The following is a 16,192-nucleotide window of genomic DNA, read 5'->3' on the forward strand; positions in this document are numbered from 1 at the left end:
TAATCAGAAGAAGCGTTCGCGCACGTAAACCGTGTCGCCGGGCAGCACCTGATCAGAAATTGTCACCCGCCCGGTCAGGCTTTCACCGTTGAACTGGCGGGTTATGTCAACGTCGTTCTGTTGCGCCCGCGGAGTGAAACCGCCGGCCGCTGCGATGGCTTTCTGCGCCGTCATGCCAGGAACATAGGAATACTGGCCGGCTGCGCCGACTTCCCCCATGACGAAGATGGGGCGATAGCGGTCGATCTCCACAGCGACATCCGGATCGCGCAAATAGCCCTTGCGTAGCTTGGCTGCCACGTCGGCCTCGATTTGCTGGATGGTCTTGCCGCGGGCAGGAACGCTGCCGATAAGCGGAACCGAGATATATCCTGCCTGATCAACGCTGTACGTATTGGTGATGCCTTCCTGCTCGAAGACCGTCAGCCGGATTCGGTCACCCGCATCGAGCATGTAAGGTTTGTTGATTGCTTCATTGAATGCTGCTGGGGCCGGCCGGTAACTGGCGCATCCGCCAAGCGTCATCGCGAGAACGCCAATGGCCACCAGTAAAATCTGCTTGCTGAACACGTCTGGAACCCTAACAACAGTTGCGGAGAGTCTTTGTCGATTCTTGCCGGGATTATCAGTTCATTAGGGTTAATGGCTGGTAAAGTATCGGGAAACTAAGCAGATTGCGGCACGCCAGGGTTGTGGCCAGACAGTTCTTAACTCGCTGGTTACCATAGGTCTTTACCATTATGCTATTCGGATTGGAGTGTTTTGGATGCCTGCGGCGAGCTCTGTCGGTAACGATGTTGACATTGATATAGGCGCGTTGTTCGCCAGCCTGTGGCGTAACAAGCTGCGGATCATTCTTGGTTCGCTGCTTCTGACGGCGCTGGCGTTTCTGCTCCTGTCCCTGGTGGCTCCGAAATATCGTGGTGAAACCCGAATCCTTATCGAAACGCGCGAATCTGTCTTCACCCGTCCGGCAAATCAGCAGGGTGATGACCGGCCCATACTTGATCAGGAGGGCATCAAGAGCCAGGTGGAGCTTATCGGCTCGTCGGATCTTTTGAAACGGGTCATCACAAAACTGGAGCTTGGCAAGATTGAGGAATTGTCCGCAGGGGCGGAGCCCTCGGCGCTATCGCGGCTTTTGGGTGCCGTTGACATTGGCAACAATCCCGGCGGGGACGCCAGGGACGACTATATTTTGCAGGCGGTGCGCGATCGCCTTATGGTCTTTAGCGTCCAGAATTCCCGCGTCATCGTCATCCAGTTTTCTTCCAAGGATCCCGGATTGGCGGCTTCAGTGGCCAATGCGATCGCGGACGAGTATGTCGCGACCCAGCAGGCGTCAAAATCCCAATCAAATGAGGATGCCACCGGCTGGCTGCAACCGGAAATCGCTGATCTCAGCAAGCGCGTAAAGGATGCCGAGGCGAAAGTCGCTGCCTATCGCAGTTCTTCCGACCTGTTGATCGGCCAGAACAACGCTGTACTGGCGACGCAGCAGCTTTCGGAACTGTCTTCGGAACTGTCGCGCGTGCGCGCCAATAAGGCGGCCAGCGAGGCCAAGGCGGAAAGTGTGCGTTCGGCCCTGGCCAAGGGTGCTGCGGTCGAAACGCTTCCCGATGTCATGGCTTCCCCTTTGATCCAGCGTCTGCGTGAGCGTCAGGTGCAACTCAACAATGATATAGCCGACCAATCGGCGGCGTTGCTCAGCGGGCATCCGCGCATACGGGCCCTGCGTTCGCAACTCGCCGATCTCAATCAGCAGATCCGGCTGGAGGCACGCAAGGTGCTCGGCAGTCTGGAAAACGAGGCACAGACAGCGCGCTTGCGAGAGACGGAATTGACGCGCTCTCTCAATGAGTTGAAGGCGCAATCTTCAAAAGCAGGTGAGGAAGAGGTCGAGCTGCGCGCGCTGGAGCGTGAAGCTACGGCACAGCGGCAACTGCTTGAAACCTATTTGACCCGCTACCGTGAGGCGTCGTCCCGGACAGCGAGCGATTCCTTGCCGGCCGATGCACGTATATTCTCCCGCGCCGATCGCCCGATAGAACCATACTTCCCAAAGAAGATACCGATGACGATAGCGGCCTTCGTCGCGTCGCTGCTGCTCTTGAGCATTGGCACGTTGTTGCGGGCGCTGTTCAGTGGCCAGGCCTTGCGTCCCGCCTACACCCGGCCCTCGCCAGTTGAATCGGCCGCAGAGCCGGTCGTTGCTAGCAATACCCTCGAGCCGGCAATCTCCGCCAGCACCGGCACCGAAGAAGCGCCGGAGCAAACGATTTTGACTGAAGATGCGCCTGACGGCCCCGATATCGCGGTGCCAGCGCTTGATCCGATCGTCGAAACGCCGTCGGCCCATGCCGATCATTCCGGCGTAGCGAATGTCGCGGACCGTTTGATGGCAAGCGGTGCAGCACGCGCGGTGGTCGTTTCGCCAGAAGGGGACGAGGCGTCAGCACTGACAATCCTGCTCGTACGTGAGTTGGCCGACCGCGGCGTTCGCGTCATTCTCATCGATATGACGGGTTCGGGCGAAATTGGCCGTTCGATGCTCGACGACAAGAATCTCCCGGGCATCACCAATCTCCTCGTGTCCGAGAAGCATTTCAGCGATGTCATTCATACCGATCACTATTCGCATGCGGAGATCATACCGCTTGGCAATCACGACCCTGCGAAGGCGATGCTGTCGGTCGGCCGCCTGCCGATGATCCTCAATGCATTGCAATCCGCCTACGACCTGGTTGTGGTCGATGGTGGTCCGGCGACGGTCGCGGAATTGAAGCATTTGCTGGCGGATGGCACGGAGCTTATTCTCGGGGTAGTTAACCCCGACGATCCTGACGTTGCCGCAACTGCGAAGGCCGTATTTGACGCCAAGCTGCTCGAGCCGGAATTGTTGACACCGTTCAACAAGGAACACTTGCGTCTCGACGCCGGCAGGGTTGTCCGCTCGGCCTGAATCTTGCGCCAGGGCCACCTCGGTAACGTCGCCCGTTGTATTGAATGCTAAACCACACGGCTTCTGCTAGATTGCCGCGCAAAGCATTGCACGGAGGGGCAGATGTACTTGCACACAATAGCTGAAGCCGAAGCAACTGGCCGGGTGGCCGAAATTTATGCCGCGCAGATAGCCCAACTTGGTTTTGTCATGGCCACCGCCAAATCATTTACGCCTCGGCCCGACCTGCTGCCGGTCTATACTGATTTTGTCGACAAGATTCGGGCGGGGTTCTCCCTGGGTGTGCGGGAATGGCGTCTGATCACCCTGATCGCTGCGAAACATATCCCGTCTACCTATTGTTCCTACGTCTATGGCAAACAATTGATCGGCGACTTGGGCTCGAAAGAAGCTGTGATCGCCGTTCAGCGCGACTTTCGAAGCGCCGGTTTGCCGGAGAGGGACATTGAGATGCTCTCATATGCGGAAAAGATCGCCAAAGATGCATCGCAGGTCACTCAAATCGACATCGACAGGCTGCGATCGGCCGGCTTCACGGACCAGCAGATCTGCGATATCGCGCTCTGCGCCGCGTTTCGCTGCTTTGTAAGCCGGTACTTCGACGCAGTGGGTGCTGGTCCAGAGGCCGTCTTCGTCGACGACAACGAGGAATTTCGAAATGCGATGAGCGTGGGCAAGACTTATTGAGGATCTCGTCGCTTTCCGAACAGGCGCGACCGGGCTTTTCGCACGCTGGCCCAGATTACGTCATTCTGTTTGATGGTTCGCACCAGTTTGCCGCGTGCCGCAAGATAGCCGGCATATATCCGGCCCTTGGTCGTTAGGCTGACATCCGCGTCGTAGGTCGGGACTTCGATGTCGCTCCAGCTTCGTTTATATGGCTCGTCGCCGATGCCAAAACTGTAAACCGCGAGATTGGTATTGCAGCTGTCCTGGATATCCTCAAAAAACAGGAACTCACCGGGGCTGGCGCTGACAAGCCCATCTTCGGATATACCGATGAAGTCGATGAAGGTCTGGTGCTGCGAATATGATTTGCCGAGAACCGCCCGGTATTTGCCTGCGACCTCCAGGGCCTTGAGCTGAAATCGCGGCGCTTCCAAGCCGGTTTCGTTCGCAAACAGCCGGTGAAAGAAATCCTTTATGCCTGCAGGCTCGTAGGTGTTCCTGATACCTGCCTTGGCAAGGCGGTCCGCTTTCCAAACGAAATAGTTTTCAAGCATTGCCTCGGCCTCGGATGCCGTCGCTGCAGTTACGATGCGATACCCGCCAGCGTCCTCGAAACGGCGCATGTTCTGCCGGTGTTTTTTCTTCTTCCTCTTGGAGCTGTTGCGGGCGAGTACGGTCTCGAAATTCCGGTCCAGCGTAATTGCGAGACTGACATTGGCGTTTTCCCGGCCTGGAAGCTGGCTAAGGGGATTGGTTATGCCGTCAAGTTCACCCAGTTGCCTTGCCAGCGACACCAGATCGATATCCGGCCGGGCCTTACGCAACTCTTCGAAGAGCGTTGCAAGGTCGTTGCGGCCAATTTCGTGAGTCCCCGAAATCGCCGGAAAATTGCAATTGGCGTGCGGCCCACCAGCAAAGATGGCGACGCGAACCGGGCCTTTTTGGACGATCTCCAGCGGCAGGATGAATACCGGTCTGTCGGCCGCACACAACACCGCAACCAGGCAATCCGCGTTGACTGATGATTGCCAGAAAGAAAACCAGCCTGCCGTTTGTGCCGGACCAGCAAAAAAGCCTTCTCCAAGTCCAGCCCACAACATGTTGGCTTCAGCCGCGAAAACGATCTTTGCTTTTAAAGGAGGAAGCGGCATGACTTGGTCCAGTGGAGGAGGGGTAAAACGGGGCGGGTTCGTTGATCAACCATATATAAACATTTACGTTGCATGACTTGATGAATAGAACCCTCCGATTATCCCTGAATAGCGCAAATTGGTGAAGGAATGGTCCACGCGGCTGACTTGATACGAAAGGCCGTGATGAGACTGGCTTGGCACAGCGGTTTCGCGTCGCGCACGCGTGATCGTTTTGGCGGTTTGGGTTCGATCATCATGTTGCACCGTGTCCGCCCGGACTGTATCAGCCCGCTCGGCGTTACGCGTTCACTGTCGATCACGCCGCACTTTCTCGACCAGATCCTGGTCTCGCTGAAATCCGAAGGCACCGAGCTTGTTTCGATGGATGAGATGGCGGATCGTGTCAGATCGGGGTCGCGTCATGACCGGCGCTTTGCCGCAGTCACGCTCGATGACGGCTACAACGACAATCTGCATCATGCCTGGCCGGTTTTTCAAAAGCACAATGTGCCCTTCACCATCTATGCTGCGCCGGGTCTCGTCGAGGGGGCGGCGGTCCTTTGGTGGGAGGTCGTGGAAAAGCTCGTCGCTAAGGCAACCTTCATCAAAATACCGGGTGGTGGTCCCGAGTGGCGCTGCGGAACGCTCATCCAGAAGCGTGCCGCCTTCCACGCCCTGATGCGATATTTTTCCTACACGCTGACCGAACTTGACCAGGTTCCTGTCCTGCGCGAGATGTGCGCCGCCGAAGGAATGATCTGTGGCGTATCCGCGGATCGGGACGTCATGAACTGGAAGGAGTTGCGCCAGATCGCCAGCGATCCGCTGTGCACGATTGGCGCCCACACCGTCCACCACTACAACCTGAAGAGGCTGACCGCAGGTATGGTCTCACAGGAGATGCGCCTTTCCGCCGACATGCTGGAAGACAAACTGGGAAAACGTCCCCTTCATTTCGCTTATCCCTATGGCTCGGCCAAGGCCGCCGGAAAACGCGAAGCCGAGATCGCGGCCGGGGAAGGGTTCCTCTCCGCCGTCACCACGCGTCACGGCACCATTCATCCGGAGCACCGCGCCAATCTGCACGCCCTGCCGCGCATCTCCATCAATGGCCGGTTTCAGAAGCTCGTCTATGCGCAGACGATGATGAGCGGTGTGACGACGCCCATTGCCAATGCCGGCCGCCGCGTCGTACAGGCTTAGTTTTTCTAAGGAATTCAGCCTGATCCGGTAGCTGGGGTGGTTCGGGAACCGGAGCGCAGCGGTCGATTCTCAAGCCTTCTTCTTGGGGGCTTTTTCCATCCAGCTGATGATAAACATCGCGGGTACGACCCAAAGAATACCTGTCCCGAAGAAATAAATGAGGTGAACCCACGGGCTGGCGTTGCCGAGCAATGCCACGGCAAAGATGGTCGCGACGATTGCGTAAACGCAGACGAGTGCCACGAGCAGAAATGTACCGATGAGTTTCTTCAGCCTTACGGGCATCGCGCCATCCATTCTCTAGCTTCAGTGCCACCCTCTACCCGTTAACGTTTCCTGCGGAAAGCAAAAAAGTCCTGGCTGCGTTATAAACGCGACGGCGTGTCGCGTGATCGTCGCCTTGTCATGGATCATCTAATGCTGCACCTATCCGCTGGATACAGGAGTGTTCTGCATGGCCGCCCAGACAATTTCCGAAGGCAGGATTGCCTCGGTTCAGAACCAGGAAGCCCGAAATCGCCGATATATCCGCATCTGGCTCTATCTGGTGCTGATCGTATTGGCGACAATCGTAATCGTCGGTGGGGCGACGCGCATGACAGGCTCCGGTCTTTCCATCACCGAATGGAAGCCGATCCATGGCATTATCCCGCCACTCGGCCATGACCAGTGGATGGAAGAATTCGACAAATACCGCCAGATCCCGCAATACGAGCGGCTTAACAAGGGAATGAGCCTGGCCGAGTTCCAGCAGATTTTCTGGTGGGAGTGGGCGCACCGGTTTCTCGCGCGCGGCGTCGGCTTTCTTGTGGCATTGCCGCTGGCTTTCTTCTGGCTCACAGGCCGGCTTGAGCGCCGTTTGAAACCGCGCATGGTCGGCATTCTGGCGCTCGGCGGTCTTCAGGGTGCGGTCGGCTGGTGGATGGTTGCATCAGGGCTTGTCGATCGCGTGGACGTCAGTCAATACCGGCTCGCCACACATCTGACGCTGGCCTGCATCATTTTTGCTGCCGTCATGTATGTGGCCCGCGGTCTCGCCGTCTATTCGCAAGCGTCCGCCAATCGTCAGCTCCAGCGGTTCGCAGGCTGGTTTGTGCTCTTCGTCTTCATCCAGATCTACCTGGGCGCGCTTGTCGCTGGCCTTGATGCGGGGCTTTCATACAATACATGGCCGCTGATGGATGGGTCGGTCATCCCGGGCGATCTCTTCCCGATCCAGCCGATTTGGCACAACTTCTTCGAGAATCCAAAGACCGTGCAATTCGTCCACCGGTTCTTCGCCTATTTCGTCTTTGCCGTGGCCATTTGGCAGGCCATATCGACCATGCGGCAGGCTCCGGGCACAACCCATGCGCGCCGCGCCATGCTCCTGGCGATTCTGGTTGCGCTGCAAGCGGCCATTGGCATCACGACGCTGCTCTTGCAGGTGCCGATCAGCCTCGGTCTGTTGCACCAGGCCTTTGCCATCATACTGCTTGGCTTCTCGATCGCGCACTGGCGCGCGACGAAGGGAGCCTATCCGCTTGAAACTGAGGTTGTTTCCGGGCGGTAATGGGGTCAAATTGCATAGTACTTTGTACCAATTGTGTTGACCTCACCTAGGTGTCATCCTCCGGTCATCTTGGAGGAATATGGCTATGTATTTATCTTGCCGACTACAAAATCATATTCGTGCAGCGATATACGTATGCATTTTAAGCATACTATCAGTGTTACATGGCAACAGCGCTTTTGCTGGTGAATTCAGGCGCCTATATTCATTTGGTGACAGCTATACGGATATTTCCAATAACGGTCCCGGCACCGCCACCTACCCCTCTAAACACGAAGCGCTGTCGAAGTTCTCTTCAAAAAGTTACTACCCACTTTCTTACTCTCTTTTTAGCGCTCTCGGTCTAACCGATAGCGAAGCTTATTTCGGTTATGGTCAAAGCGGAGCAACCGCTCAAGAAATAATCGATCGAGGCTCGCTTAAGGGACAAGTAAGCGCGGCAATAAAGACGATAGATGTTTCCACAGAAAAGAAATTTGACAGCCAGGATGTGATCATCATCAATATCGGCATCAATGACGCAGACATTTTCCGCAAAAAATATGACAAAAATACAGCCGCGGACCAGCCCGCCAAGGATGGTTATGAAACCGCGGCAAGCGCTGCCGCGCAGGTGAAACTCCTTGTCGAAAAGGGCGCCAAAAACATAGTCTTCTCAGGGTTCAGCTCGGTTGGCTTTGTGAAGAAGTATTTTGAGAGCAAAAATTTAGCACAAGTAAATCTTTTCGCCGCGTCTTATTATTCCGGATTACAGAAAGAGCTCGCCCCGTTAACTAAGGATGGTGCACGGATTTTTCTCGTCAATATTGATAGTGTATACGCGCGCGTCGGAGAAAAGCTCTCGGCATACGGCTTCAAGACCTATAACCGGCCTCCAGATTTACCCGATGGCGCTGCTCAATCATGGCAATCGGAAACGATCTTGAGTGACTCACTTCATCCGTCCACAGGCGGGTTCAAATTAGTGGCAAATTATATGGCCAGATTTCTTAACAATCCCGGCAATGTCCAATACGGCAGTACATTGATCCTTCGTAGCGAAGATCTGAAAGGTTATGTATCCAATTTGGGCTCGATCTTGGTCCATCAGGAAACGGCCACGAAATTTGACGCCGACATCGACGGCAGTGGACTCGTGACCTCGGTGGGATCAGGCCCAATTTCGCCCGTCTCTCCTGTAACAAACTTCGTGCAACATATACAGTGATCAAACCCACTGCACCGTGCCGGAGCGGTTCGCTGCATGTCTATGTTATCCAGCGCATAACGTTCACAGGGAATTCAGGACTTTTCGGATTGCCTCTGCAACGCCGAGACTGCGCGCCGCCTCGTCGTAATTCCCGTCCTCATCGTGCCACGATGCTGAAAGGCAGGCGTGCGCCATGCCGAAGCCGAGTATGGTTCTGATATCTCGGTTGAATGCCTCTGAGAACGTCCGCGCCATCGAAGCGATGCGGCTTTCGCTGGCGCGCAGATCGTCGCGGTCCAGCGGATTGTAGAACATGTTGGCAGCGTCATACATCGGATCGCCGATCAGGCCCTTCGGATCCAGCACCAGCCAGCCGCGCATCCCGTGCAACACGTTCTCATGGTGCAGGTCGCCATGCAACGGCTGAACGTCCCGTTGATTGTTCAACAACCTGTCAGCAAGTTCTGCCGCTTCGGCAAACTGGCTTTGCACGCCGCGATTCCGGTCCGCCTCGGCCTTCTTGAACAGGCTGGCGAACATCGTTCGCAATGGTATGAGATCCGGCGGCACCGGGCGGCCGGCTTGTTTGGACTGCAATAGTTTAAGGAAGACGTCGACGAAGATTTGCGTCGCTGCGTCGTCGCCATGTTCGTTGAGGTGATCGAGCAGCGTGCGCTCACCCGCATATTCAAGCAGCAGATTGTTGTGCGACTGCGCGAGCAGGCGGATACAGCCATTGCCCTCGTGCCATTCGAGATAGTGCGTGCCTCCCAGTTCTTCGCGCATGCCGAGCGGCGTCAGATGCTTGATCACAGCGGCTTCACCGTTTTCGAGCCGCACCTTGACGATGCGGCTGGTGACCGTTTCGGCCATCAGTTCGGGCGAGGAGACTTTCCACTCGGGCGGGAAAGTCTCCGTTATCGCATCAAGCATTGCCCAGCATCAAATCAAGGTTCTGCACCGCAGCACCCGACGCACCCTTGCCGAGATTGTCGAGGAGCGCGACCAGATTGACCTGGCCTTGACCCTCGGTGCCGAAGACGTAGAGCTTCATGATGTCGGTGTCGCGCAGCTCTTCCGGATCGAGGCGTGGCAACATGGCGCTTTCGGCCAGCGGCACCACCTGCACGATGTTCTGGCCCTCATAATGCGCGCTCAATGCGGCATGGATATCCTGCATCGACGCATTGCCGTTGAGGTCATCGGTAAACACCGGAACCTGCACGATCATGCCTTGCGGGAAACGGCCGACACTTGGGCTAAAGATCGGCTTGCGTTCGAGATGTCCATGCGTCTGCAGTTCCGGCACATGTTTGTGCTTCAGCGGCATCGCATAGAGGAAATGATTGGCGGCGATGTGGTCCGGACTGTCCGGGTTTTCCATCTGCGCGATCATCTGCTTGCCGCCGCCGGTATAGCCGGAGACTGCATTGACCGTGACCGGATAATTGCCAGGCAAGATTCCCGCGTCGCGTAATGGCCGAACCAGGGAAATCGCGCCAGTCGGATAGCAGCCGGGATTGGCGACGAGCCGCGCATCGATGATCTTCCGCCGCTGGGCACGGTCGAGTTCGGCAAAGCCATAAGCCCAGTCCGGATGTACGCGGTGCGCCGTCGAAGTGTCGATGATTTTCGTTGAATTATGACCTTCTAGAATTGACACTGCTTCTTTCGACGCATCGTCCGGCAGGCAGAGAATGGCAACATCCGCTTCCTTCAGGAAGTCGGAGCGCAAATCCTTGTTGCGCCGCTCGGCTTCAGGAATGGAAAGGACTTCGAGATCGCCGCGGTTGGCTAACCGCGTCCGGATCTGCAGACCAGTGGTGCCGTGTTCGCCGTCGATGAAGATTTTCGGTTTCATGAGGATATCCTTGGGAAGCTTGAAATTCAGATAGTTGGCGTGGGAACCCGATTCAATGTCTCAGCTTCGTCGAGCCTTCTTTTCTGCAAGGATACCAAGGTAATACATCGCGATTGTGGCACCTGCGATCGCGGTCACGTCCGCATGGTCATAGGCAGGCGCAACTTCAACCACATCGGCGCCGACGATGTTGAGGTCCGTCAGATGCCGCAGCACGGAAAGGATTTTTGCCGAAGACGGGCCGCCGGCGACAGGTGTTCCCGTACCCGGTGCGAAGGCGGGATCGAGGCAATCGATATCGAACGTCAGGTAAACCGGTCTGCCTGCGGTGCGCGCGATGATCTGCTTGGCGATCTCCGCCGCTGACATTTCCTCGACCTCGTAGCCGTAGACGATCTTCAACCCGCAATCGTCCGGCGCATGGGTGCGGATGCCAACCTGGATCGAGTGGGAGGGGTCGATAACGCCGTCACGTGCCGCACGCCCGACGAAGGAGCCATGATCAATGCGCTTGCCATCGTCGTACCAGGTATCCTGATGCGCATCGAACTGCACGAGCGCCACCGGTCCGTGCTTGGCGGCATGCGCCTTGAGGATCGGCCAGGTGACGAAATGATCGCCGCCGAGCGACAGCAGAAACGCGCCGGATTTGATGATCTTCGCCGCTTCGCGCTCGATCGTAGCAGGTGTCTTTTGATGATTGCCATAGTCGAGCAGGCAATCGCCATAGTCGATCACCGCGAGATCGGCAAAGAGATCGCGCTGGAACGGATATTGCGGATCATTGTCGAAGATCGCCGAAGCGCGCCGTATCGCCTGCGGGCCAAACCGCGCGCCGGGCCGGTTGGAAACCGCGGCATCGAACGGGATTCCCCAGACGACCGCCTCGGCCCCATTGAGATTTTTCGTATAGCGCCTGCGCATGAAGGAGAGGGCGCCCGCATGGGTCGGATCAGTCGCCGCGCTGGTCAATGTTCGCGCTGTGAAGGCGTGGTCGATGGACTTCGATGGCATCGGGTTCTAGGCTCCGAGGGGTGTTTGATGCACGACATTTATCTCCCCATCAAGGGGAGAGATAGGCGGCGAAGCTATCGCAAACTTGTATCGGCGCAACAAAAAAGCGGACCCAAGGGCCCGCTTTTTGTTCTTGTCCAATTGAGGCGCGAATTAACGCTTCGAGAACTGGAACGAACGACGGGCCTTGGCCTTGCCGTACTTCTTGCGTTCGACAACGCGGCTGTCGCGTGTCAGGAAGCCGCCCTTCTTCAGAACGCCGCGCAGTGCAGGTTCGAAATAGGTGAGGGCCTTGGAGATGCCGTGACGAACGGCACCAGCCTGACCGGACAGACCACCACCGGCAACGGTAGCGATGATGTCGTACTGTCCGGCGCGGTTGGCAGCCACGATCGGCTGCTGCAGGATCATCTGCAGAACCGGACGGGCGAAATACTTGCCGTATTCCTTGTCGTTGACGACAATCTTGCCGGAACCTGGCTTGATCCAGACGCGGGCGACCGCGTCCTTGCGCTTGCCGGTTGCATAGGCACGGCCTTTGGCGTCAAGCTTCTGGACGTGAACCGGCGCAGCAGCCTGCGTCGTTGCGGCAACAGTGCCGAGGTCTGCGAGCGAGTTGAGCTCAGCCATTCTTATGCGCTCCTTTTGTTCTTGGCATTCAGCGCGCCGACGTCGAGGACTTCGGGGGACTGAGCTTCATGCGGGTGGTTGGAACCAGCGTAAACGCGCAGGTTCTTCATCTGGCGACGGCCGAGCGGGCCACGGGGAACCATGCGCTCTACAGCCTTTTCAACGACGCGTTCCGGGAAACGGCCTTCGAGCAGCTGGCGGGCAGTGCGTTCCTTGATGCCGCCGGGATGGCCGGTGTGCCAGTAATAAACCTTGTCGGTAAACTTCTTACCGGTAAAGGCAACCTTGTCGGCATTGATGATGATGACATTGTCGCCATCGTCTACGTGCGGGGTGAAGGTTGCTTTGTGCTTGCCGCGCAGGATATTGGCGACGATGGTAGCGAGGCGACCGACGACGAGACCTTCGGCGTCAATCAGGATCCACTTTTTCGTCACTTCTGCCGGCTTCTGAGAGAAGGTAGCCATTGTGTTCGTCCTTGAGATCATCCTTCACGAAGGAAGGCTTTTCTTGTTGCTTGGGTTAAGCAGATCGATGAAATCCGCATAACAATGAAAAACGGCGGGAAGTCCCACCGCAGTCGAGGGTTTCAATAAAGGGCTATGGCGCTCGCGTCAAGTGGTGGATATTTGGTGATGGTATAAATATAGCAACAAAAACAAGTGGTTATGGAAAAGGTATCATATTACCACATCATTCTCCAGCTGCTTGGCGCGTGCCGGTGCGGTAAAAGACTGTTTGTAGCACCCTGACAGTGGCAATGCCCGACGGCTTCGAAGGGCGCTGGACAATTCAAAGTGCCCTGTACATGAGCGTGGTAGAATCGAGATTGCCCTGAAACGGATCGCGGCAATATCCAGGAATGATGCCGGCCGTCTTGTAGCCCAGTGAGGCATAAAGCGGTTCGGCTTTGTCCCCGGTCCGCGTGTCCAGCGTGAGCAGGCTTCTTCCGCGTTCCCCTGCTTGCCGCTCGAGTTCGGCCATGAGCGCCTTCGCTAACCCCAGGCGCCGGAAATCAGGATGCACCAGCAATTTGCGCACTTCCGCCCGATGGGGCTGATTGGGCGGCGTGTCGTAATCAAGTTGGCCAGATCCCGCAATCCTTCCATCCCGGTGCACGACGAGCAGCAGCCGCACACCACGCTGCACTGCCGGAAGCACATTATCGATCCAGAATGCCTCGCTTTCTTCTTGCGGGAACGGCAGCACAAATCCGATGCTGGCCCCGTCATGGACGCATGCATGCAACAGCGCGCCAAGTTCGCGGACATTGTGGGCGACATCGTCGGCCCAGAAGATCGAAATGGTGGTTTGTGGGTCAGTCGACATGGTTCCTCACACGATAAGGAGAATGTATTTGGCCGCGCAATGCTCGGGAGTTTCGAATGAACTGGCGTCAAAGAGTTGGTAGCGCAGGCAGTCGCCGGGCAGCAGCTCATGAGATTGGTCGCCGATACTCACTCGCAACTGTCCCGCTGTCAGGATGAGATGGTGTTCGAGACCCTGCCGTGGCGGGTGCTCATAGGTGATGCGCGTACCGGGTTCGAGTTCGCATTCAAGGACTTCGCCAGCCAGTGATTGGGCGGGGGCCGACACGGAACGCCGGCGGAATCCGGTCTCCGGATCCGTCCATACGGGCTGGGTGTCGCGGCGGAGAAGCGGCGCAAAGCTGTCTTCAACCATGTGCATCAGCCGCGACATGGTCATGCCGTGGGTGGCGCACAATTTGCCAAGAACGCTCGCTGTCGGGCTCACCTCAGCGTTCTCGAGCCGGGAAAGGGTGGCGCGGCTCACATCGCTGCGCCTTGCAAGCTCGTCCAAAGCCCAGCCACGCTCAACACGCAACGCTCTGAGCCGCTGCGCGATCCGCTGGTCCATTCCGCCATCATCTGCGAGAAGATTTTCCATATGTGAGAAAATGTCTCGTATATGGGAATATGTCAAGGTCCGACAATGGCAGGATGCCGGTCGTCACCTTGCCCCAACCCACTAAGGCTTTTAGTGTTCGCTCGCGTGGGAGGCGTGGGCAGTTATGATGGCATCCGCTTCCTTGCCGTACAACTCCTCGAAATGATCGAAGGCCTTGGAGTAAGTGCCGATGCCCTGCGTTGCGGAGCGCAGTGAACGCGCCAGTTCGTCCAGAACGCTGCCGGGAACGAGAGCCCGGAAAATATCCCATCCTTTGGCAGTTTCGTCCCGGTCGAAGCCGAGTACCTGACCTTTGAATGCCGAAACGATCGGCACAAGATTGCCGGAATAGATGGATGGGATGTGGAACTCGACCCGGAATATCGGCTGCATCAGCACCGACGAGGATTGGGCGAGCGCATCACGGACCCCCATTTTGCCCGCTGCCCGAAATGCGAATTCAGAACTGTCGACGGAATGATGCTGGCCGTCCGTCAGCGTGACGCCGACATCGATCACACGCAGCCCCAACGGGCCTCGTTCCATCGCTTCGCGCGCACCGGCCTCGACCGCAGGTATGAAGTTCCGCGGAACGGCACCGCCCTTGACTGTCTCGGCAAAGGTAAAGCCGTCGCCGCGCCCATTCGGATGAACGCTGAGTTTGACGTCAGCAAATTGGCCGGCGCCGCCAGTCTGCTTGCGATGCCGGTAGTGGACATCCGATGACTTCGCGATTGTTTCCCGGTAGACCGGACTGGGTTGCCGGTCCGTCACCTCGACGTGGAAAACTTCGGACAATGTCTTGCAAACATCGCGCAGGTGCACAGGCCCTTGAGCACAGATCAATTGAGCGCCGGTCCCTTCTTCCTGCATGACCTTGAGGCCCCGATCCGTCTCGGCGAGCTTCGCCAGCGTTTCGGAAAGTTTGGTTTCATCGCGCTCGCTGCTGGGCACCAATATCCTTTCAAGCATCGGCGTCGGGGGCGCAATCCAATCGGGCGCCGCCATGGTGGTTTCGGACGTGAGCAGGGATGGGACCGGCAAGTGGTCGGACTTGACGGTGGCGAATACATCGCCGGGTGAACCTACGCCCGCGGGTATCGGCTTGCCGTTTCCCGGGTCCTGTACCGGGCCCAGCCGGGCACCGCCCAAGAGCGCCCCCTGTTTCAACCCTTCGCCGAGGGCCCGGACCAATACTGTTTTGCCTACATTTTGGCGATGATAGGCGTGAAAGCTGACGGCCGCCAATGCACTTGCCCCAGCAGTGCCCGTGGCGGCGAGGCGGTTTCGAAGGGTCTCGACCGGAGGCGCTTCGTGGCGCAGGGCTTTCATCAACCGCATGATGCCATTGCTATGACTTGCTGCCCCGACGAGAACCGGGATGATCTTGTTCTCTCTGAGAACCCGCGACGAGATCGCATAGATGGCATCGTTTGCCGGTTCGCGGTCTTCTATAAGTTCCTCCAGCAGCCAGTCGTCGAATTCGGAAAGATGCTCCAGGAGCGCCGCGCGGGCCTCATGTTCACGCTCGATGACATCTTTGGGAATCTCGATCAGCGATGATGTCTGGCCTTCGCGGTAGCGCCAGGCGCGCTCGGAAATCAGGTCGCAGCTGCCAACAATCTTGTCACCCTCGCGGATGGGAATCTGCCGAAGCAGCAGCGTGTGGCTGGCGTAGTCCTGAAGAGCAGCGATGACGTCCCGAAGCCGGCCCCTCGGCTCATCCATGCGGTTGACGAAGAGGATGCATGGTGTCCCGGAGGCTTCGATGACCCGCAAATACGGCGCAGCGAGAACGGCCTCTTCCGGGGCAGGCGATACGCATAGGATACAGGCGTCGCTGGCAAGCAGTGCATGCTGCGCGTGTGCCAAGGCTTCGCCCGATCCTGGCGCATCCAACGCGCACCAGGTTTCGTTTCCGAATTCGAATTCCGTAAGGCCCAACCCATATGGTGAGACGGATTTTCGTGGTGGCCCTTCGAGCGAGCCAAGCTTTTCGACGAGTGTCGATTTTCCGGTTTGCGAAGGTCCGAGTACGGTAAAGCAGCGCATGGCGTTCCTCCCTCTGCCA

Annotated in this window: 16 protein-coding genes; 5 read left to right on the plus strand and 11 right to left on the minus strand. The window is 57.4% G+C overall.

The genetic code is table 11. The features are described from left to right. Positions 1–3: 3 nt before the first annotated feature. Positions 4–525, minus strand: coding sequence for a polysaccharide biosynthesis/export family protein (locus CU103_RS15515; protein WP_245448834.1), 522 nt, complete (start codon positions 523–525; stop codon positions 4–6). Positions 526–766: 241 nt separating this feature from the next. On the opposite strand from CU103_RS15515, the gene CU103_RS15520 reads away from it, so the two are divergent. After that, positions 767–2,962, plus strand: a complete 2,196-nt coding sequence (locus CU103_RS15520) for a GumC family protein (RefSeq protein ID WP_106664940.1) — start codon at positions 767–769, stop codon at positions 2,960–2,962. Between the two features lie 102 nt (positions 2,963–3,064). After that, positions 3,065–3,649, plus strand: a complete 585-nt coding sequence (locus CU103_RS15525) for a carboxymuconolactone decarboxylase family protein (RefSeq protein WP_106664941.1) — start codon at positions 3,065–3,067, stop codon at positions 3,647–3,649. Here the strand turns inward: CU103_RS15525 and CU103_RS15530 are convergent. Beyond that, positions 3,643–4,782 carry a GNAT family N-acetyltransferase gene (locus CU103_RS15530; protein WP_106664942.1) on the minus strand — a complete coding sequence of 380 codons (1,140 nt, stop codon included), beginning with the start codon at positions 4,780–4,782 and terminating at the stop codon, positions 3,643–3,645. The genes CU103_RS15525 and CU103_RS15530 overlap by 7 nt on opposite strands. Positions 4,783–4,947: 165 nt before the next feature. Between CU103_RS15530 and CU103_RS15535 the strand changes: the two genes are divergently transcribed. After that, complete coding sequence (locus CU103_RS15535; protein WP_162707104.1) at positions 4,948–5,967, plus strand: polysaccharide deacetylase family protein; 1,020 nt, start codon at positions 4,948–4,950, stop codon at positions 5,965–5,967. Between the two features lie 69 nt (positions 5,968–6,036). On the opposite strand, the gene CU103_RS15540 is transcribed toward CU103_RS15535, so the two are convergent. After that, on the minus strand, positions 6,037–6,252 hold the full coding sequence (locus tag CU103_RS15540; RefSeq protein WP_106665004.1) for a DUF2842 domain-containing protein: 216 nt from the start codon (positions 6,250–6,252) through the stop codon (positions 6,037–6,039). A gap of 169 nt (positions 6,253–6,421) precedes the next feature. On the opposite strand from CU103_RS15540, the gene CU103_RS15545 reads away from it, so the two are divergent. Beyond that, positions 6,422–7,519, plus strand: a complete 1,098-nt coding sequence (locus CU103_RS15545) for a COX15/CtaA family protein (protein ID WP_106664944.1) — start codon at positions 6,422–6,424, stop codon at positions 7,517–7,519. Positions 7,520–7,598: 79 nt separating this feature from the next. Beyond that, a complete protein-coding gene (locus CU103_RS15550) occupies positions 7,599–8,726 on the plus strand; it encodes an SGNH/GDSL hydrolase family protein (protein WP_146147807.1) in 1,128 nt (375 codons plus the stop codon). 63 nt (positions 8,727–8,789) lie between these two features. On the opposite strand, the gene CU103_RS15555 is transcribed toward CU103_RS15550, so the two are convergent. The 8 genes from CU103_RS15555 to CU103_RS15590 form a co-directional block, all read right to left on the minus strand. Then, a complete protein-coding gene (locus CU103_RS15555; RefSeq protein WP_106664946.1) occupies positions 8,790–9,641 on the minus strand; it encodes an aminoglycoside phosphotransferase family protein in 852 nt (283 codons plus the stop codon). Then, positions 9,634–10,569 carry an N-acetyl-gamma-glutamyl-phosphate reductase gene (gene argC, locus CU103_RS15560; protein ID WP_106664947.1) on the minus strand — a complete coding sequence of 312 codons (936 nt, stop codon included), beginning with the start codon at positions 10,567–10,569 and terminating at the stop codon, positions 9,634–9,636. The genes CU103_RS15555 and argC overlap by 8 nt, the downstream gene beginning before the upstream one ends. Positions 10,570–10,629: 60 nt before the next feature. Beyond that, positions 10,630–11,583, minus strand: a complete 954-nt coding sequence (gene speB, locus CU103_RS15565; protein WP_106664948.1) for an agmatinase — start codon at positions 11,581–11,583, stop codon at positions 10,630–10,632. A 153-nt stretch (positions 11,584–11,736) separates the two neighbouring features. Continuing rightward, positions 11,737–12,213, minus strand: coding sequence for a 30S ribosomal protein S9 (gene rpsI / locus CU103_RS15570; protein ID WP_106664949.1), 477 nt, complete (start codon positions 12,211–12,213; stop codon positions 11,737–11,739). A 2-nt stretch (positions 12,214–12,215) separates the two neighbouring features. Continuing rightward, positions 12,216–12,680, minus strand: coding sequence for a 50S ribosomal protein L13 (gene rplM / locus CU103_RS15575; RefSeq protein WP_106664950.1), 465 nt, complete (start codon positions 12,678–12,680; stop codon positions 12,216–12,218). A 325-nt stretch (positions 12,681–13,005) separates the two neighbouring features. After that, positions 13,006–13,542: a GNAT family N-acetyltransferase gene (locus tag CU103_RS15580; RefSeq protein ID WP_106664951.1), complete on the minus strand. Its 537-nt coding sequence runs from the start codon at positions 13,540–13,542 to the stop codon at positions 13,006–13,008. A 6-nt stretch (positions 13,543–13,548) separates the two neighbouring features. Then, positions 13,549–14,121: a helix-turn-helix domain-containing protein gene (locus tag CU103_RS15585; protein WP_106664952.1), complete on the minus strand. Its 573-nt coding sequence runs from the start codon at positions 14,119–14,121 to the stop codon at positions 13,549–13,551. A 90-nt stretch (positions 14,122–14,211) separates the two neighbouring features. Further along, positions 14,212–16,173, minus strand: coding sequence for an elongation factor G (locus tag CU103_RS15590; RefSeq protein WP_106664953.1), 1,962 nt, complete (start codon positions 16,171–16,173; stop codon positions 14,212–14,214). Positions 16,174–16,192 lie beyond the last annotated feature (19 nt).

This window comes from Phyllobacterium sophorae (genome assembly GCF_003010965.1).
Classification (GTDB): domain Bacteria; phylum Pseudomonadota; class Alphaproteobacteria; order Rhizobiales; family Rhizobiaceae; genus Phyllobacterium; species Phyllobacterium sophorae.